Raw genomic sequence first — 18,855 nt, forward strand, 5'->3', positions numbered from 1 at the left:
AACAAAAAACCAACTTTATGCAAGCAAAAGTAACACCCTAAAAACAAGGCACCATGAAACGTAACGTTTACACAGCGCCTTTATCCTCTGGCTTGTACTATTAAATAGGTGAGCCTGGTGGTATTGGCAGGGCTTTAAAATTGTCAGGCCACTGCCCTGTTGTTAAAAACTGATTAATTTGCGACGCTAAATAGTTTTTAAATGCGCTGTCACCCACTTCAGGATGGCCTAGCAAAGAGTGCTGATTAAACTCATCAGCAAGCTTGCTTAAATAGAAATGTAGTTGCGCTTGCACTTCAGGGCTTAAACCATCGTTAGCCACAAGATCAGCCATGGTTTTTGCCGTTAAGTACTGTACCCGCTGTGTTACTTTTCCTGTCATGGTGGCAGGTGCTGATACATTAAACACCTGTTTGTTTAACTGCTTAAGTAACTCATCTAGGCTATAAAAGCGGTTATCACGTGCTTGTTGCTGCGCTAATCTATTTAATCGTTGAGCATTTAGTAATAGCGATAAACTATGCTGCGCCGCCACTTCAGGCAATGCAAGTGCATCCATAGTTAAGCCGGTACGACCCACTATACTTTCTCGTGATTTAGACTCGCCATACGCCTTTGGTACAATCAAAGAAAGTATCGACTCTGGCAGCGTTAAATTAGTTGCTTTTAGGGTGGCTAAAATAGCATTAACGGCTTGTTGCTGAGCCTCTTTAGTTACAACTTGGGCGCCTTTAACGGGTGCGTCACTGCGTATTTCATAGTCATAATCAACACCCGCAATAAGCTTAGCAACCGCTTCAACCTGATAACGGTGGAACAAGTAAAGTGGCACTAGCTTTTCTTCTAACTGCGACAGCGCAACCCCAGTTTTTATATTGTTAATACCAAACTGCCCGAGCGCCTGCTCTCGCACATCAAGTACTCTAAGTAATTCTTCACTTGGGTTACTGCCGTTATCCCAAAGATGCGCTGTAGGGTGCGCTCCACCTTTTGCACGGGCATCACTGTCAGAAATAAACGCCAAACCTAGCGATTTATTTTGCTGTAAAATAGCAGCGAGTGCTTCGCTTTCATCTTGGCCGGTAAAATCACTGTAGCCATATTTAATCACTTGCGTATCCCATGCGCCCATACCTTTAGCATAACCATCAGATACGTCTAACTGACCATTATCTGAAAAGCTCAATAACGGATGCGGATAATCCATCACCGAAGCTCGATTATTTACTGACGCAGCAAAGTTGTGCGCAATACCCAGTGTATGACCAATTTCATGAGCGCTGAGCTGACGAATACGATCAAGTGCCATAGCATGTAAAGTACCTGCCACTTCATTGCCTTTTAAATAAGGCGCAGCGAGTGATTCAGCAATAAGGATATCTTGACGCACTCGCAGCGACCCTAGTGTCACATGGCCTTTAATAATTTCGCCTGTACGTGGGTCTATAATTGAACTGCCATACGACCAACCTCGAGTTGCTCGATGCACCCATTGAATAACGTTGTAGCGCACATCCATAGGATCTGCATTACTTGGTAGCACTTTAACTTTAAAGGCATTTTTATAGCCTGCAGCATTAAAAGCGTCATTCCACCATTGCCCGCCATCTAATAAAGCCGTTTTTACTGGTTCAGGTACCCCTGGATCTAAGTAATAAACAATAGGCTCTACTGGCTCACTAACTGCTAGGCTTGGATCTTTTTTTGCTAAACGATGACGCGGAATGTAACGCACGTACATAGACGCATCGAGCCCTGCTGCATAATTTTTATGCTCCACACTCCAATAACCCGATTGCGGGCTAAATTTTCGTGGCGTGTAATTATCATCAGGCAGTTGAATAAGTGAATGGTGCATGTGCACACTCAAAGCGTAAGGATCAGCACTCACTTGGCGAACGTATTTACCTGGTTTAGACCCTTTAAAGGTGAGAATGGCTTCAAGTTCAGTATTTTTCAAAAATGCTTTTGAGCGATTCATAAATACCGCACTGCGTGACTCATCAAGGCTAAACTGCCCTTGCTTGCGCGCAGCTAAAGTACGGCTTACGCCATGTACGTCACTCAGTAAATAAGGGGTGTAATCTATTAATGCAGCATTGTCATCTTGAGCGACAACTTTAAAACCCGCCAAAATGCTGGATGCAAACGCTTCTTTAACGCTTTGCTGCTCTGCTATATTACTCGTGTTTGCACGGTAGTAAGTATTTACGGCACGTAACATCACCTTGTTGCCAAAGCGCTCAAACTGTACCAAATAGGTACCGCCTAATTGGCCTCTATCTAAACCTATGTCGTTAGAGCCAACACCATAAGGCAAGCTATGCTGTAGTAAAAATTGTTGCTCAAGTTTATCAACTTTTAAATACACATTGCCGTTTTGGGTATCATAAAAGAAAGAAAAATAACCAGGGAAATGGTTCATTTTTTCAGTAAATTCGTCAATAGACTTAATTGCTGCGTGCGCTTGAGTTATCATACAGAGCAGCACAGTAAAGAGTATGTAACTTAATCGTGATATTTTTTGCATAATCTTATCTTTGTTATTAGCGTTTTAAATGCGATGTAGGTACCCCATTATAGGGGGGTATTTATACAATACAGTTATTTAAGACGAATTTCAGCGCTCTAAACTAATCTCTCTCACATTATGATTAGTTTTAACACGTTATCAGGAAAAAAGAATGCGTAGACTCCCACCAGTATTACTAGAAGATGGCTGTTCAAGAGAACTTTTGTCGTTAATTCGTACAATTTTAGCGGCATGTAAAGAAATTTCATTTCGCGTCGGTCAAGGTGAATTATCGGGCGTATTAGGCTCAACCCTCGATGAAAATATTCAAGGCGAAACACAAAAGAAACTCGATGTACTGTCTAATCAGTTATTAAAAGATATATTGCTGGAGTCAGGCACAGTTAAAGCGATTGCCTCTGAAGAAGAAGATTATACTGTTGCCGGTAACTCAGATGCCGAGTACATTGTTGCATTTGATCCACTTGATGGCTCGTCAAATACCGATATTAACTCACTTGTAGGTACTATTTTTTCGATTATGAAAGCACCTGTGGGCTCAGATGCTGCTGATGAAAAGATTTTTATGCAACCTGGGCATCAACAAGTGGCTGCAGGTTACGTACTGTATGGCCCATCAACTATGCTTGCGCTAACAACGGGTAAAGGTACACGCATGTTTACCTTAGATAAAACCCAAGGTAGCTTTTTACTTACTCAAGATTTTGCCGCTATTCCTGCTAAAACTAATGAATTTGCAATTAATGCCTCTAACCAGCGCCACTGGGAACCAGCGATGCAAAACTACATTAATGACTTACTTGCCGGAGATGCAGGCCCTCGCGCTCAAAACTTCAATATGCGTTGGATTGCTGCAATGGTTGGCGATGTTCATCGTGTACTTAGCCGTGGTGGTTTATTTACTTACCCAACTGACACTAAAGATCCTAATAAACCTAATAAACTACGTTTACTATATGAAGCAAATCCAATGGCAATGCTAGTAGAGCAAGCAGGTGGTATTGCTTCAACAGGCACTGAGCGTATTATGGATATTCAGCCTGATGCTATCCATCAGCGAGTTGCGGTTATTTTAGGCTCTAAAGACGAAGTGGAAACTTGCTTGAGCTATCATAAGTAAACTTTAAGAACAGGTTTTAGGTTTCAGTTGTCAGCTAGAGATAAGCCCTGTAGTGGTTACTAACATCTGAAACCTATTGCTTAAAACCTTTCATATTTTCTGATAACCACCTGCTACTGTTGTAGCAGCTTTAACAACTGTGCGAGCTTTTGATGAGTCAACTCGCCCATTTGCTCGCTATTACTTAGCGCGTAAATAACGCCTTCATGCTCAGCGCAATTTATGTCATCTCGCGACTCAATAACATTTGCCCACAGCTGTAAATCGTCAATATCAATTTCTTTATTGAAACAACGCGTAAGTACATTAATTAGTACAGGCTTTGTGAGTGTGTACAGGTAGGTTTTATTGCTTGCTGCGGTTGAAACAATCACACTAATGGCACTATCTCTTTGCTCGCCAAATGTAATAAATTCAGCCAATGCTTTTTGTATATTCATAATGTTTGTTATTCTTGCTGCTCTACTGTTAATAAGACCTAAAATGACCCAGATAAACTGCAGCCAATGTAATACAACGCTTAACTGTAATGTTAATGATATAACCGCATGTTGGTGTTATCAGTTACCTGCTATTTTACCATTCGATGATACAGCAACCAGCTGCTTATGCCGCTTATGTACTCTTGCTAAAATAAATAGCTATTTAGAGACTATATACACTCAACCAATAAAAGCTCAAATCGCTTTTGCTAAACAATTTAGAAGCCATGATAATTTAATTGAAGGGTTAGATTACACCATGCAAAATAGTTACATGGTGTTTAGTAAGTGGTATTTTTTAAAACGGGGTACTTGCTGCAAAAACGGGTGTAAAAATTGTCCTTACAATTAATCTACTCTCCCGCTGCAATAGGCAGGGAGCTATCAGCGCCCCACTCACTCCACGAGCCGTCGTAAACACTTATATTATGATATCCGCATTCATCGGCGAACAGCGCAAGCGCACAGGCAGTAACACCCGAACCACAACTAAATTGTAACTGGGTTGCATTACCGACTAATTCACTAAACTTTGCCTGTACAAAGTCGAGTGATTTTGCCTCGCCATTTTCTAATAAGCTAGTTAAAGGTAGTGAATAACTGTTAATTATATGACCGCTGCGCATACCCGCTCTTGGCTCTTTATTTTTACCGGTAAAACGCTCATAAGCACGCGCATCTAAAATAACTGTATTGGTATCCTTAGTAGCACTTAGCACCTGTTTTTTATCAATAAAGTAACCAGGCTGGTATTGAGCAATAAAGTCACCTTTTAGTGATGCTTGTGTATAGTTTGACTCAACCACAAGCTCTAGTTCAAGCCACTTGGCTAAACCGCCACTGAGCACTTTAACGTTACTAAATCCCATGGCTTTAAACATCCACCAGGCTCTAGCTGCACTGAATAACCCTGCATCTTCATAAATCACCACGAGTGAATCGTGATTCACTCCTGCTTTTTGCATCACCTGAGTAAATTGCTCTGCACTACACAAGGTATTGGGTAATGGGTTTGAGGTATCTGCGAGTTCTTTTTTGATATCAAATCGTTGTGCTTTAGGTAGCATAGCAACGGGCGAATACTCCCCTGCAGCTGAGGGGCGTAGCATACCTGCATCAAAAATAACTAAGTTAGTTTGCTCTAAACGCGCATGTAACCATTGTGCACTGACTATATTTTTCATCATCTTGCCAAATTTGAGGAAATGAAATAGCTATATATTATTACAGCCTGTTTATAAACAGAATTTAGACTGGTTACAAATTATAATAATGCTAAAATAGCCGCTTTGATATTTCTAAATAAAGTGAAATTATGCCAATCCCTTTTTACATTATCAATATGCAAGGCTGCGAAGACCGCTGGGAAACAACCCTAAAGCGACTAACCAGCCTGCACTTAAATGCTGAACGTTTTGAAGCGACCATTGGCAAAAACCTTAGTGAACAAGAAATCCTCAAGTGGTATTGCCCGAAAAAAAATAAAAAACGCTACAATCGCAACCTATCTGCAGGTGAAATTGGTTGCTATGTAAGCCATATGCGCCTTTGGCAAAAAATGGTCGATGAAAATATCGCTTATTGTGTTGTATTGGAGGATGACCTTTTCATTGAAGCTTCACTTAAAGATGTTGTTGACGCGGCGCTTAAATTAAAAAACTGGGATTTAATCAAGCTATCTGATAATCGAAACTTTCCATTTATTGACAGTACGTTATTAGAAAACAGCCTAACAGTTGGCAACTATAAAAAGGCACCTAATGGCACTCAAGGCTACATCATTTCACTAAGCGGCGCTAAAAAGCTACTGCAAAGAAAACCATTTTTTAGACCGGTGGATGTCGATATGCAGTTTCACACTGAAGTAGGCCTAAATATGATTGGCATAAAACCCTACCCTGTTGCCGAAGATCGAAGCTTTATTAGTGAAATAACAAGCGCTAATGCAGGCTCCCATTCCAACCGCAGTACATTTATCAGAAATTTAATTCATAGATCGAGTATTCATATGCAAAGACGATATAAAACGGCAGATCTTGCTAAGATTACAGGTGAGTAATACTCAAGCATGTTTTTACATGTATGCATTTGATTATAAAAATTAAATCTTAATAATTTCGCCACGCAGTGGCGCCATTTTAGCTAAAATTTTATTTTGCACTGTATGTGGGATATTTTGCTCGTTCATTGCATTTATTAATAAATCGACAACGTGATTGAAGTCTTTTTCATTTATATTCATACCTGTATGAATCGCAACCATCGAGTCGCCTTTGTATTCACAAGGGCCGTCCACCAGCGAACATAAGTGGCTAATAAATCCTTGTCGAAAATGGCTAATATTACTGTGTTCAAAGTAATGAAACACCTGTTTATCATTGCCTATTTGAACAATAAAACTGTCAGTTAACTTTTCAAGCCCAGCTTGTTCGCCTAGCTGCTGATACAAAGAGGTATTAGGCTGAGCAGCACATCCTGCAAGTAAGCTTAAACAGCAAAAAGTAAATACACTCAGTTTCATTACCAATACCCCGTTACCGATAAATACCAGCCGGTTTGTTTATCAACACCAGCAATCCGCCCTAAGTCTAAATAGGCCGCCGTTACACTGACGTGTTTATTTGGCATCCACGCTATAAATAAATCGCGCCAATCTTGTTCGCCTAAACCTAGGTTATTGGCTTTTTGTCGATACTCAATGCCAATAGCAAGTTCACGACTTACAAACACCGCACTACTTGCTTCTAGTAAAATATGGCTACCTTCATTAGCCCCTCCATATCCTAAAAGCCCTAACTGATTGGCTTTACTGTAACGGGTGGTCACATTCCAAAACCAGTTGTACCCAGCAAGTGCGCCCAAATGTAATTTACTGGCTGCTAGGTACACATCTGTCCCACTGGTATTTTTTGCGCCAACCAACTTTGCAACTGTGCCATCATCCAGTGATTTATGCTGTACACCCATGCTTAGCTGGGGCCACTTACTGTATACTATATCACCATATAAACGAATTTTTGCCCCAGAAATTGACTGCTCTATTTCTGTATTGAGCGCAGGCACATCAAACTGCTGCACTGCATAACTCAGTTCAACACGATTAAATAGGTTAAGCTGCATACCACAGGCATCTAGGCGGTAATCTGTTACATCAGCACGACTACAAAAGCCATTAACAGCCCATTCGTCCTCACTAGCATAACCTGCTAGCTGCGCCCAAGGAACTAACCCTCCTCCTGCACTGCCTTCAACTTGAGAGACACCCGGTGTTGCTAATAGTTTTCCCGTTGCAGCTACAGTTAGCGTACTGCAAAATAAGAGTGTCATGCTCAGTAAAAATTTAATGTACACCCTGATATTCCTCTAACCATTGTTCTAGTTGCTGTGCTTTTAAAGGACGACTCAAGTAGTAACCTTGTGCATGATCGCATTGCATTTCGTGAAGCAATGATAAAGACGCTGCCGTTTCTACGCCCTCGGCCACCACTGAAAACCCAAGTTGGTGCCCAAGTGTAATTGACGAGCGCACTATGTATTGATCTTTTTGTGACTCATGCAAAGTTAAAATAAAGCATTTATCTAGCTTAAGCTCATCAATAGGTAACATTTTTAATCGCCCCAATGATGTTTGCCCGACACCGTAATCGTCTAATGATATTTTAACACCGATAGTTTTTAAGTTCTCTAACGCTTTGATACCTTGAGCTTCATTTTCGATCATATCGCGCTCCGTCAACTCAATAGTGACGGAACTTGGGCTTACATGATATTTCTTTAAGGTCGCGACCAATAAATTATGAAATCCCGCATGCGCAATATCTTGGGCTGACACATTAATGGCTGCCTGTAAGTGAATCCCTTTTTTATACCAATCGGCTATTTGCGCAATAACTGTATCGACAACCCAGGCAGTTAGTTCCACAATTAATCCTGACTGCTCAGCTAAATCAATGAACACTTCAGGCGAAACCCAACTCCCATCATCACGTTGCCAACGAATAAGTGACTCAACCTTATCAATTTTCTGACTTTTAATATTCAACTTAGGCTGATAAGTCATAAACAGTTGCCCGTTATCATCATCAATCGCTTGTTTGAGCTCATCCAGCATGATTAAACGGTCTAAGTGCGCCTCATCTTCACCATCTTGGTAGTAATGTAAGCTTTGTTGGCTTGTTGTAGCCGCATCAACAGCAATGAGTACACGCCGCATTAAATCGTCCGCTTTAACGCCTTGTCCAGGGTACTGCACAATCCCAGCGTTAAAACGCAAACTTATTTTTAAGCTTTTAATCTGGTAAGGTGCCTGTAATTGCTCAATCAAATCGGCTACAGCACATTTTACTTGGTCAGCCTCCACACTGGGGTAAACCGTTAAAAACTCATCGCCGCCAATTCGTGCATGAAATCCACCAAGCTCATCAGAGAATTGACGAATACGGTTTGCCACCGCAATTAAACACTCATCTCCTACTTGCGGACCAAGCTTGTCGTTTATGTGTCTTAAGCCTTTTATATCAATAGCAACAAGCGTGTAGCATCTATCTTTAGTGAGCTGCTTTGCTAATAAATCTAACATAGCTGAACGGTTATAAAACCCTGTTAAGGTATCGTGATGTGCTTGAAAACTGATTTGCTGCTCACGCTTATTAATATCATTACCCATGTTATTAAAGGCGCTGACTAGCGTTGCTATTTCGCTGCTTTGTTTTTTACCTTCAAATTTAAAACGGTAGTCACCTTTGGCAAATTGCCTTGCGATAACCGCTAACTGTGTAAGTCCGCTGGTTAAGTTATTGGCCAGCAAACTACTGGTGATCACACCAAATAACATGGTTAATACGGCCAATGTAACTAGCGTTAGTAATAGCTGCTCAATATCTCGATAACTTGAAGTTAAATCAGCACTTAGTAGTAAGGTGACCGGATGTGATTGCAAAGACGGTAAAGCTATTTGTTGATTTTCATAGGCCAAGTACTCAGCAAAAAAACGAGCTGTAGTTTTATCTTCAAAGTATTCTATAGGTTGAAATTTTTCAGATTGAGGTGCAAACGAGCTTGCTGCAAAATCATCTAACTGCGCAACAAAGCTAACCTCCATACCGGTTAAGCTTTTCAGCTCAGTAGCAACAGCCGACGTGATTTTAAAGCCGACCAAGCTGTAAGCGATAGTTCTTGGAGTTTTAACGGGCAATAATATCACTTGATAGAGCTGGTTATTTAACACCACAAAGCTCGATTGTTCAGAATTATTTAATAACTCATCCATCAAGGGCTGTAGGTTATCTGCAAAATTTTGTGCATTCACATTAGCAGACACTAACCGCCCCGATAAATCGAGCAACAGCATTAAATCGGCATTGATCCGTTGGCTATGATTGTATAGCACACTACTAATGGTGGCTGCATCGCGAGTAGCAACTGCTTGCTTAAAACCAAAATCAGCGGTTAAAACCTTTGCAGCAGTTAATAGCAAGCTCTCTTTTGATTTTAAATATTGCTTATAAACGCTTTGCGCAACCGTTATATTTTGCTGGACTTTTTCTGCCTGAAACTTACTCGTAGACCACCAAAAACTCACTAAGCTGAGTAAAGTTGTAAGTAACACCAAGCCAACGCATAGCGTTGTTATACGGCTACGTAAATTATTGCCCATTACCTTCCCTAAATTGACTGCCAAAGGTGTTACGTGGTGCAGGCATAGATGTATTAATAGCGATTAATACTGGGTTAGTTGATTCTATATCAAACAGCTTTTTATTATCCAAAGGAGCTGTTTGCAGCGAATGCCAGATACTGGCTTGCACAGGAAAAGAGTCAACTTGTAGTTTTATCTGGCCTTGCTCGTTGCTGGTATACACATGATTACTGTTAGCAACATAAATATAGCCCACCATAGAGTCGTGGATGTTGCAGCCAAGAACAACAACCCCTTGATTATCAAACTTAATGGGTTCTTCTGGCTGGCCAGAATAGAGCTTTAATTGAAAAGGCTTTGCTTTTGAAAAAGAATATACATGGTGGCGAATATTATCGCTATTTGGAAAGTTTACGTACTGACCTTGACGTACAATAAGCAGCTGCGGTGAAAACTGTTTATCAACTTGATCCATTACCACCGTGGGTAAATTGCCCGTAGCTTTTGAGGAAGGTAAATGATTTATTTCTACGACAGCATTAGGCAATACTTGGCCATGCTGATCTTTAATAACCAAATTAATGGTATTGCCAAACGCCGATACACTAAACAATGCACCCAGTACTAATAAATAACGACGTTTTGCAATAACTTGCATTGCTCGCTCTAACATAATCACACCTAAATATTCACCATAGGTTAAGTTAATTAGAGACGAGCACTAATTGCAAGAATTATAGCTCAGTTACTAAAAATAAATACTTTTTCACTAGTTGAAACAAGCTTTATCATTAAGATTAACTTGCTCGTTAGTGATTAATTAAACCGTAGTCAGTATCTAAAATTGCAATCACTTCTTGGCGCGGATCATTGGGTATAACGATCTCTTTACCGACAATTTTGCTAGCAATACCCACATAAGTGTCAGACACTTCAAGCATTACTGACTCAGGTAAAATATAATCTTTTGCTAGCTGCTCACGCTCAGCCATACGGTCTTTATTTAATAATACATCACTCTCTGGCACGTTATTAATTAACAGCTGACGGAAGCCTTCCTTTGAGTTTTCAACAATTTTGCCATTCTTATAAGATGCTTCATCCCAAATACGCGATGAATCTGGTGTCCCTACTTCATCAATATAAATAAGCTGCTGAGCACCATTTAAATCTTCTACGTAACCAAATTCAAATTTGGTATCAACGAAAATCTGGCCAAGCTTAGCTAACTCATTACTAATTAGCTCGAACCCTTCTACCAATAATTTTTCATATTTGGTGACATCGTCAGTCGATTTAAAATTGAAAACATCTAAGTTGTTCGTAATATTTTCACGCGTAATATTTACATCATCAACGGCAGGAATATCAGCCACCCCTTCTATAATACCTTTAGTAGAAGGAGTAATGAGTACTTGCTCAAGCTTTTGATTCGCTTTTAAGCCCTCTGGAAGTTGCAAACCACAAAAGTGTCTTTCGCCTTTGGCGTAGTCGCGCCACATGCTGCCGGTAATATATTGACGAGCAATTGCTTCAACTTTAACTGTACTGGCTTTACGAACAATCCATACGTATGGGTGAGGAATATCAACAATATGATTACCCGCCAAACCGGCTTCATTAAACATGTTAAACCAATGAGCAGCCACTGAGTTTAATGCAATCCCTTTACCAGGAACGCCATTTAGGCCATTTTCACCTTGCCATATGCAATCAAAAGCAGAAATTCTGTCTGAAATAACCATAATGGCCAATTCAGTATCGGCAGGAACGTTATAGCCTTTTTCATTTATTAAGCGTTTACTATCTGCATCGGTCAACCAATAAACTGAACGCACTTTGCCACTGTGTACTTTACCTTTAGTACGAATGGGTAAGTCATCGTTTACGTCTAAAACTTTATAGCTAGTCATGCTATCTCCGGGGTTTGGCATGCTCAAAGAGCAAAGTATGGAATTGGGGTTAGGCGCTCTATAATAATCTAGGCAACCACAAAGCTCAATCTTAGGCTAAAAACAAATCATCTCAGAATATTTATCTAGCTGGCGCATTGGGGTAAACTTGCATGATTACTTGCCCTAAGGAGCTAGCTTGAACTATTTAACTGCCACTAAGAATAAGAAATATTTAATGTATATTTCTCAAAATTATTCCTATGCTATTTTAAGGCCTTTGCAAGCAGAAATATTAGCTCAAGGAGGGGAAGTTAAATGGTTTTTAGAGGGTGATGAAGTAGACCCTAAGTTTTTAAAATCAACTGAACATCGCCTTGAATCAGTCAAAAGTATAAAAGATTGGGAGCCAGATGCTGTTTTCATACCAGGCAATACTATTCCAAGCTTTATTCCAGGAAAAAAAGTAGCTGTATTTCATGGTTTTAATTCTGGAAAACTAAATAGAAAAGGTAAAGAAGACCACTTCAATATTAGAGGTTGTTTTGATTTATATTGTACACAAGGACCTAATACGACTTTAAGGTTTCAAGAGCTTGCTAAAAAGCATGGCTTTTTCCAAGTTTCAGAAACTGGCTGGCCCACACTAGATCCTCTGTTTAATGATCATGCAAGTAATCCTTATTTAAGTAAAGACTCTCGCCCAACGGTGTTGATCTGCTCTACATTCTCAAAACGCTTATCTCTTGCACCTAAACTTTATGAACAAATAAAACACTTTAGTGAAAGCGGTAAATGGCGACTATTAGTTCAGTTTCATCCAAAGATGCAGCAAGAGTGGGTTGATAAATACCAAGCGTTGAGTAATGACAATCTAACCTTTGTTGAAACAGACAATGTTATTCCTTTATTACAATCTGCTGATGTAATGCTGTGCGATACTTCATCCATACTACTGATGTTTTTAATACAACGAAAACCGGTTGTAACGTTTTGCAATAAAGCACCTGAAAAACACTTACTTGATATTACAGATAAAAATAACGTTGAAGCCGCAATAAACTATGCACTAACTTACCCAAAAGAACTGGTGGATAATATTGAAGCTTTTTGCCAAGAATTACACCCATACGCAGATGGTAAGTCAAGCCAACGAGTACTTTGCGCAACCAATGAACTGTTGCATAGTGATGAAAAGCTCAAAGCTAAACCGCTTAATCTTATTAGACAATTTAAAATGCGCAAAAGACTTAACTATTGGAGTTGGTAAGCCGTTATGATCAACCTTGAGAATGTATCTTTTAAATGGCATAAAAAAGCAGCCAGCCCCACTCTCACTATTGAGCAACTCGCCATTGATGAAGGTGAACATGTTTTTTTACATGGACCAAGCGGCAGTGGTAAATCTACCTTACTGGCACTACTGGCAGGCATTAATGTAACCACTAGCGGCCAACTTTGTGTTTTGAACCAAAACCTAAGTGCGCTTACCAATGCACAGCGCGATGCATTTAGAGCTGATCATATTGGCTATATTTTCCAAAACTTTAATTTACTACCTTATTTAACCCCATTAGAAAATGTATGTTTAGGATGCCAATTTTCGAAAAAGCGTCAGCAGCACGTACTCAACCAAATTGAGAGTTTAACCAAAGAAGCTGCCCGACTTCTCAACGCACTTGGGTTAGAGCCGCACCTTCATAATCAAAATGTTGCCACTTTAAGTATTGGGCAGCAACAGCGAGTTGCTGCAGCACGTGCATTTATAGGCAGTCCTGAACTTATCATTGCCGATGAGCCTACTTCAGCACTTGATACGCAAAATCGTGAAAGCTTTATTAAGCTGCTATTTGAACAAGCAAAAAAAAGTAACAGCACGCTTGTTTTTGTCAGTCACGATGAAACATTAAAGCCACTCTTTAGCCGCACAATCGACTTAGTAAATTTACAAGGTGATGTATGATTTTATTTAAACTTGCCTATAAAAGTTTGCTAAATAGACGTGCCAGTGTATTACTGACATTGCTCACTATTGCGATTAGCGTCATGTTATTACTCAGTATTGAGCGCGTTCGCATAGATGCTAAAAGTAGTTTTAGTAATACCATTTCGGGTACCGATTTAATTGTTGGCGCACGTACTGGCGATATTCAATTACTACTCTCCTCGGTGTTTAGAATTGGCCACACTAATAATGGGGTAAGCTGGCAAAGCTATCAATACATAACAAAACAACGCGGGGTTAAATGGAGCATTCCTATCAGCCTTGGTGATAGCCATAAGGGCCAAGCAGTTTTAGGCACCACACTTGATTATTTTAAGCACTATCGATTTGCTAAAAAACAGCCCTTAGCATTTACACAAGGACAGGCTTTTTCTAGCATCAATGAAGTTGTTATAGGGAGTGAGGTTGCAAGTAAACTGGCCTATAAAATTGGTGATGAAATCGTTATTTCTCATGGTATGGGCAATACTAGCTTTCATCATCATGACGATAACCCCTTCAAAGTTGTTGGTATTTTAAAGCCTACTGGCACCCCTGTTGATAAAACATTGCATGTGCCGCTGGCGGCAATTGAATTGATTCATGGTGGCGGCCATCATGATCATGACGATCATCATGACCACTCGAGTCACGCACTAGTTGGCCATCCAAAAAAAATTACCGCCTTTTTAATGGGCTTCGACTCACCGCTTTATACGCTACAAATTAGGCGTAACATAAACCAATTTAAGCCAGAGCCTTTATTAGCGATTATGCCTACAGTCACACTAAAAGAGCTTTGGGAAATGCTGGCAATAATAGAAAAGATCCTATTGCTATTTTCATTTGTGGTGGTCATTATTAGCTTGCTCGGTATGTTAACCACACTGCTGGCTAACCTTAATCAACGCCGCAGAGAACTGGCAATATTGCGTTCTGTGGGCGCCCGCCCTTGGCAACTATTTTCACTGATCAGTATAGAATCACTGCTCACTACCTTTTTAGGTTGCTTAGTAGGCTGCACTCTATTTTATGCGCTTATGGGCACAACCGCGGGTTACTTACAAAGCCAAGCAGGAGTGAGCATTAGTATCAGTATGCTCTCTGACTATGAACTCACTTTGATTGGCGTTATTATGGCTGCGGGATTCATTATTGGCTTGATCCCTGCTACACGCGCTTACTTTTATTCTCTTAGTGATGGTATGAGTATAAAAATATAAACTTTAGGATGATCATGACGTTGTTTAAAGTAACTACACACTCTTTAATGCTATTAAGTGCAGTACTAATTAGCTTTGCTAGCATTGCAAATCCCCCGAAGGAAATTTTTTGGGAAGACTTGATCCCACAAGGGCATGTGCAAATAGATACCCAAGCACAAGCTAATCACGAAGGCAGTGAGCAAAACTGGGTGCAACCTGATTTGGACGCACCGGTTGTTAAAGCGCTTGATGGGCAGTCTGTTAGCTTACCTGGTTTTGTTGTGCCACTTGAAGGTGACAGCGAACTTATTACCGAGTTTTTATTAGTCCCTTACTTTGGTGCCTGTATTCATGTGCCACCCCCACCGCCAAACCAGCTGGTTCATGTAACTATTAAAGGCGGTGTGCCCATCGATAGCTTATATGATGCGATTGTTGTAACGGGCGTTATTAAAACGCAAACTTGGTCTGGCGAAATAGCCCAAGTGGGTTATCAAATGCAAGCTGTCGGTGTTGCTCCCTTTGAGCTTTAATTCTTAAAATAAAAACCCACTTTTCAAAGTGGGTTTTTATTTTGTTCTATCAACCACCCGTTCTTATATCTCGTTCAAGTTCAGGCTGCGTTTTCACTGGATGACAAGTCGACTTCACCGTGCTCTTATTGCTTTCATCTTCGTCAGAGCTATCTTGTGCTGTTGCCTCAAATTGCATTGAAATAGAAATCACTTATTGTGCATCATCAGGCCAATAGCCTGATTCATCAGATAATGGGGCCGCACTTAACAGCCTACTGCTACACAGTGCTATTAAAACAGTGAGTAAAGGTAAAGCCTTCATTTTTTATCTCCTAAGCTAATTAACGCGGTCCTGCCGTTACTGTGATCTCGGCTGTTTGCAAAGAGTGCTGATGTAAGAAAAACCCTGTAAGTGCACTTGTTGCTCCTTGTGGAACAGCTAATTTTTCTACATCCAATGCATACACTTTATAGGTATAGCTATGCTTGCGTCCTTCTGGTGGACATGGTCCAAAGTATCCCGGCTTACCCATATCTGTATAACCTTCAATGGCTCCTTTGGGCAAAGTCGTTGAAGATAATGAGTTACTAGTAAAAGGAATATCATGTACTACCCAGTGCCAAAAACCACTGCCAGTTGGTGCGTCATTGTCATACACTGTCACGGCAAAGCTTTTGGCTTTTTTAGGCGCATTTTGCCATTTAAGTTGTGGTCTAACATTACCCCCCTGACAACCAAAGCTATTCCAATATTGCTCACTCTTTATTGCCTGCCCTGGCTGTAAGTCAGGGCTCGATAAACTAAATTCAGCCGCAAAACTGGCGCTACTAAACAGCCCGCTGATTAGTAAAGTAACTGCTGAGTTTGAAAAGTTAACCATTTTCAGTCCTTATATTTTTCAGTTAAAACGAAAGTTACTTTTGATACGCTGGGTAATCGGTATAACCTTTGGCTGTACCTCCAAACAATGTTCTCCCATCGGTAATGGTGTTTAGTGGCAGTTGCTCTTGAATACGATACGGTAAGTCTGGGTTAGCAATAAAACGGCGACCAAATGCAATATAATCAGCAAGACCTTGTTCAATAAGCTGCGCACCTGAATGCTCGGTATAATTACCGGCAACAATAATTGCGCCACTAAAATACTGACGAAGTGCGACTCTAAACTCTGGTGTTACACTAGGTGCATCGTCCCAGTCCGCTTCGGCAAGATGAATATACGCAATACCAATTTGCTCAAATTGCTTTGCTGCCAATAAAATAGTGCCAATTGCTTCACTATCACCCATACCACGCTGAGTGATAAAAGGCGCTAATCTAATACCCACTTTATGAGCGCCAATGGCATTACTAATTGCGCCAATAATTTCACAGGCAAAACGAATACGGTTTTCTTGGCTACCGCCATATTCATCTGTGCGTTTATTTGCTGAGCGTCTTAAAAACTGATCAATTAAATACCCGTTACCTCCATGTATTTCAACGCCATCGAAACCAGCCTCAATCGCGTTAATTGCCGCTTGCTTATAATCATTTACTATTTCTTTAATTTCTTTAACACTTAGGGCTCGTGGGGTTGGGCAGTCAAGCATCCGTCCTTCTCCATCATCGCCTACCACCCAAACTTGTGCATCTGGGGCAAGTGCAGATGGGGCAACTGGCGTTCCATCATGATGAAATGAAGAGTGCGACATTCTACCAACGTGCCAAAGTTGTAAAAATATTTTACCGCCTTCTTTATGCACAGCTTGTGTTACTTGCTTCCAACCTTCGATTTGTTCTTGCGTGTAAATACCTGGCGTAAATGAGTAACCTTTGCCCTGAGCAGAAATTTGTGTTGCTTCAGAAATAATCAGTCCTGCAGTAGCACGCTGCGCATAATAAGTGGCCATTAGTTCAGTAGGAATATCGCCCGGTTGCGCAGTTCGCGAACGGGTCATAGGTGCCATCACAATTCTATTTTGCGTAACCATGCCACCGAGGGTTTTAGCTTCAAATAAGGATTCTATAGACATAACTAACTCTCTTATAAATAATGTTTATCTGGATTTAAATTAAATTTCATCACTGCTAAATAGCATTTCGACTTTCATCTCTTCAGGCCCAGGTATAAATACTTGATGCTCTAGGAGCTCTGGCACGGTTCGCTCGAAATAACTTATACCTGTTTGCGCTAAGCGACTTTTCAATCCTTGATAACCTATGCTACGAATGGCAATGTGATCTACCACTCCTCGGCCTTGGGTTTTGCTGTTTAATGCTGATAAGTAACCCTGTTGCGCTTTATTACCAGCGGCATTAACCAGATGAATCAAAGCAACGTTATCGCTGCCGTATAGCCACGCTCCCTCGAAAGGAAAAGGCGGACGATACCCTTCACTTAGCCCAACTGAATTAATAAAGAACCGTCGCATCGCCTGGTAATCACAACTAGAAATTAATACATGATCTAAACGCATAAACTTTCTCTGTTGATAATGAGTACAACCAGTTTAACTATTTACTTAAATTTGATAATTGAGTTAATATCAAAAACACTATTCATTAATACTGAATTATAAAGAGTGAGGAACGATGGCTAAGATTGATGATATGCAGCTTTTTGTTCATGTGGTGCGCTCTGGCGGGCTTGCTGCAGCTGGGCGAAAAATTGGTTTATCGCCTGCGAGTATGACGGCACGTATCAACCAGCTTGAAAATCACTATCAAACCCGACTCTTAATACGTAATACTCGCAGTATTAAATTGACCGAGGCTGGAGAGCAATTTTATCAAGGCTGTTTAAGAGTAATTGCTGAAATTGATGCCACAGAGCAAAGTATTCAGCTTAGTAAAAACACCCTTTCGGGTAGTCTCAAAATAACCGCACCCTCTGACTTTGGTAAACAGTTTGTTGCCCCTGCAATAGCTAAATTTGTAGCACAAAACCCACAAGTTAAACCACACCTGCATTTAACCGATGGCTTAGTCAATTTAGTTGAAGAAGGTATTGATATTGCTATTCGCTTTGGAAACTTACCCGATAGCAATTTGATTAGCCGAATGATCAAGGCCAATCAACGTGTGTTATGTGCTTCAGCTGAATATTTAAAAATACATGGCCAACCTTTGCGGCCAAGCGATTTATTAAATCATCGCTGCCTAGTAATGGAGCGATTTGGTCAATCGATGAATGATTGGCATTTTAAAGATCAAATAATTCGCGTCCCTGTGGCTATGAGTAGCAGTGATGGTGCGGTGATCAGACAATGGGCAATTGATGGTGCCGGGATTGCTCTAAAATCAATGGTAGATATTAGCGATGATCTGACAAAGGGTCATTTAGTGACACTACTTGATGACTATATTCTCGGTTTTAGTAATAAAGATAAACAACAGATTGGCTTACAGTTTCTTTACCCATCAAGGCAATTTCAGCCACGACAAGTTGTCGCATTTATGGATTTTTTTCAGCAGCAAATTTAAATAAACAGCCGACAAAATAA

General features: G+C 40.5%; 20 protein-coding genes. 8 read left to right on the top strand and 12 right to left on the bottom strand.

Annotated elements, in window-relative coordinates; genetic code table 11:
• Positions 1 to 100: 100 nt before the first annotated feature.
• The gene (locus tag CWB76_RS09540; protein WP_138607117.1) at positions 101 to 2,530 is read right to left on the bottom strand and encodes a zinc-dependent metalloprotease; all 2,430 of its coding nucleotides are present in this window, start codon (positions 2,528 to 2,530) and stop codon (positions 101 to 103) included.
• A 154-nt stretch (positions 2,531 to 2,684) separates the two neighbouring features.
• On the opposite strand from CWB76_RS09540, the gene CWB76_RS09545 reads away from it, so the two are divergent.
• Positions 2,685 to 3,653, top strand: a complete 969-nt coding sequence (locus tag CWB76_RS09545; RefSeq protein ID WP_138607119.1) for a class 1 fructose-bisphosphatase — start codon at positions 2,685 to 2,687, stop codon at positions 3,651 to 3,653.
• A gap of 113 nt (positions 3,654 to 3,766) precedes the next feature.
• Here CWB76_RS09545 and CWB76_RS09550 read toward each other — a convergent pair whose 3' ends face one another.
• Positions 3,767 to 4,093: a hypothetical protein gene (locus tag CWB76_RS09550; RefSeq protein WP_138607121.1), complete on the bottom strand. Its 327-nt coding sequence runs from the start codon at positions 4,091 to 4,093 to the stop codon at positions 3,767 to 3,769.
• Between the two features lie 43 nt (positions 4,094 to 4,136).
• On the opposite strand from CWB76_RS09550, the gene CWB76_RS09555 reads away from it, so the two are divergent.
• Positions 4,137 to 4,487: a DUF5522 domain-containing protein gene (locus CWB76_RS09555; RefSeq protein WP_138607123.1), complete on the top strand. Its 351-nt coding sequence runs from the start codon at positions 4,137 to 4,139 to the stop codon at positions 4,485 to 4,487.
• Position 4,488: 1 nt separating this feature from the next.
• Here the strand turns inward: CWB76_RS09555 and CWB76_RS09560 are convergent, their stop codons facing one another.
• Positions 4,489 to 5,319: a sulfurtransferase gene (locus CWB76_RS09560; RefSeq protein ID WP_138607125.1), complete on the bottom strand. Its 831-nt coding sequence runs from the start codon at positions 5,317 to 5,319 to the stop codon at positions 4,489 to 4,491.
• 131 nt (positions 5,320 to 5,450) lie between these two features.
• On the opposite strand from CWB76_RS09560, the gene CWB76_RS09565 reads away from it, so the two are divergent.
• Complete coding sequence (locus CWB76_RS09565; RefSeq protein ID WP_138607127.1) at positions 5,451 to 6,194, top strand: glycosyltransferase family 25 protein; 744 nt, start codon at positions 5,451 to 5,453, stop codon at positions 6,192 to 6,194.
• 42 nt (positions 6,195 to 6,236) lie between these two features.
• On the opposite strand, the gene CWB76_RS09570 is transcribed toward CWB76_RS09565, so the two are convergent.
• The 5 genes from CWB76_RS09570 to CWB76_RS09590 all read right to left on the bottom strand — a co-directional run bounded on the left by CWB76_RS09570 (position 6,237) and on the right by CWB76_RS09590 (position 11,686).
• Positions 6,237 to 6,656 (bottom strand): group I truncated hemoglobin, encoded by a 420-nt coding sequence (locus CWB76_RS09570; protein WP_138607129.1) that lies wholly within the window; start codon positions 6,654 to 6,656, stop codon positions 6,237 to 6,239.
• Positions 6,656 to 7,462, bottom strand: a complete 807-nt coding sequence (locus CWB76_RS09575) for a DUF3034 family protein (protein ID WP_502704761.1) — start codon at positions 7,460 to 7,462, stop codon at positions 6,656 to 6,658. The genes CWB76_RS09570 and CWB76_RS09575 overlap by 1 nt, the downstream gene beginning before the upstream one ends.
• 13 nt (positions 7,463 to 7,475) lie before the next feature.
• Entirely contained in the window at positions 7,476 to 9,791 is a 2,316-nt protein-coding gene (locus CWB76_RS09580) for a bifunctional diguanylate cyclase/phosphodiesterase (protein WP_138607133.1), read from the bottom strand.
• Positions 9,781 to 10,446: a methylamine utilization protein gene (locus CWB76_RS09585; RefSeq protein WP_138607140.1), complete on the bottom strand. Its 666-nt coding sequence runs from the start codon at positions 10,444 to 10,446 to the stop codon at positions 9,781 to 9,783. The genes CWB76_RS09580 and CWB76_RS09585 overlap by 11 nt, the downstream gene beginning before the upstream one ends.
• 136 nt (positions 10,447 to 10,582) lie before the next feature.
• Positions 10,583 to 11,686: a phosphoribosylaminoimidazolesuccinocarboxamide synthase gene (locus tag CWB76_RS09590; protein WP_138607142.1), complete on the bottom strand. Its 1,104-nt coding sequence runs from the start codon at positions 11,684 to 11,686 to the stop codon at positions 10,583 to 10,585.
• Positions 11,687 to 11,903: 217 nt separating this feature from the next.
• Here CWB76_RS09590 and CWB76_RS09595 point away from each other — a divergent pair, with 217 nt between their 5' ends.
• Genes CWB76_RS09595 through CWB76_RS09610 form a run of 4 tightly spaced genes read left to right on the top strand, consistent with a single transcriptional unit; the run spans position 11,904 to position 15,387 of the window.
• Entirely contained in the window at positions 11,904 to 12,935 is a 1,032-nt protein-coding gene (locus CWB76_RS09595) for a CDP-glycerol glycerophosphotransferase family protein (RefSeq protein ID WP_138607262.1), read from the top strand.
• Positions 12,936 to 12,941: 6 nt separating this feature from the next.
• Positions 12,942 to 13,628, top strand: coding sequence for an ABC transporter ATP-binding protein (locus tag CWB76_RS09600; RefSeq protein WP_138607144.1), 687 nt, complete (start codon positions 12,942 to 12,944; stop codon positions 13,626 to 13,628).
• Positions 13,625 to 14,872 (top strand): ABC transporter permease, encoded by a 1,248-nt coding sequence (locus CWB76_RS09605; RefSeq protein WP_138607145.1) that lies wholly within the window; start codon positions 13,625 to 13,627, stop codon positions 14,870 to 14,872. The genes CWB76_RS09600 and CWB76_RS09605 overlap by 4 nt, the downstream gene beginning before the upstream one ends.
• A gap of 14 nt (positions 14,873 to 14,886) precedes the next feature.
• Positions 14,887 to 15,387 carry a DUF3299 domain-containing protein gene (locus CWB76_RS09610; protein WP_008468279.1) on the top strand — a complete coding sequence of 167 codons (501 nt, stop codon included), beginning with the start codon at positions 14,887 to 14,889 and terminating at the stop codon, positions 15,385 to 15,387.
• Between the two features lie 49 nt (positions 15,388 to 15,436).
• Here CWB76_RS09610 and CWB76_RS20060 read toward each other — a convergent pair whose 3' ends face one another.
• The 4 genes from CWB76_RS20060 to CWB76_RS09630 all read right to left on the bottom strand — a co-directional run bounded on the left by CWB76_RS20060 (position 15,437) and on the right by CWB76_RS09630 (position 17,829).
• The gene (locus tag CWB76_RS20060; protein WP_171039610.1) at positions 15,437 to 15,580 is read right to left on the bottom strand and encodes a hypothetical protein; all 144 of its coding nucleotides are present in this window, start codon (positions 15,578 to 15,580) and stop codon (positions 15,437 to 15,439) included.
• Positions 15,581 to 15,710: 130 nt separating this feature from the next.
• A complete protein-coding gene (locus CWB76_RS09620) occupies positions 15,711 to 16,250 on the bottom strand; it encodes a YbhB/YbcL family Raf kinase inhibitor-like protein (protein ID WP_138607147.1) in 540 nt (179 codons plus the stop codon).
• Between the two features lie 34 nt (positions 16,251 to 16,284).
• Entirely contained in the window at positions 16,285 to 17,385 is a 1,101-nt protein-coding gene (locus CWB76_RS09625) for an alkene reductase (protein ID WP_138607149.1), read from the bottom strand.
• Positions 17,386 to 17,424: 39 nt separating this feature from the next.
• Positions 17,425 to 17,829, bottom strand: coding sequence for a VOC family protein (locus CWB76_RS09630; RefSeq protein WP_138607151.1), 405 nt, complete (start codon positions 17,827 to 17,829; stop codon positions 17,425 to 17,427).
• A gap of 115 nt (positions 17,830 to 17,944) precedes the next feature.
• Between CWB76_RS09630 and CWB76_RS09635 the strand changes: the two genes are divergently transcribed.
• Positions 17,945 to 18,835: a LysR family transcriptional regulator gene (locus CWB76_RS09635; protein WP_138607153.1), complete on the top strand. Its 891-nt coding sequence runs from the start codon at positions 17,945 to 17,947 to the stop codon at positions 18,833 to 18,835.
• Positions 18,836 to 18,855 lie beyond the last annotated feature (20 nt).

The organism is Pseudoalteromonas sp. S1609 (assembly GCF_005887255.1).
In the GTDB taxonomy this organism is placed as follows: Bacteria; Pseudomonadota; Gammaproteobacteria; order Enterobacterales; family Alteromonadaceae; genus Pseudoalteromonas.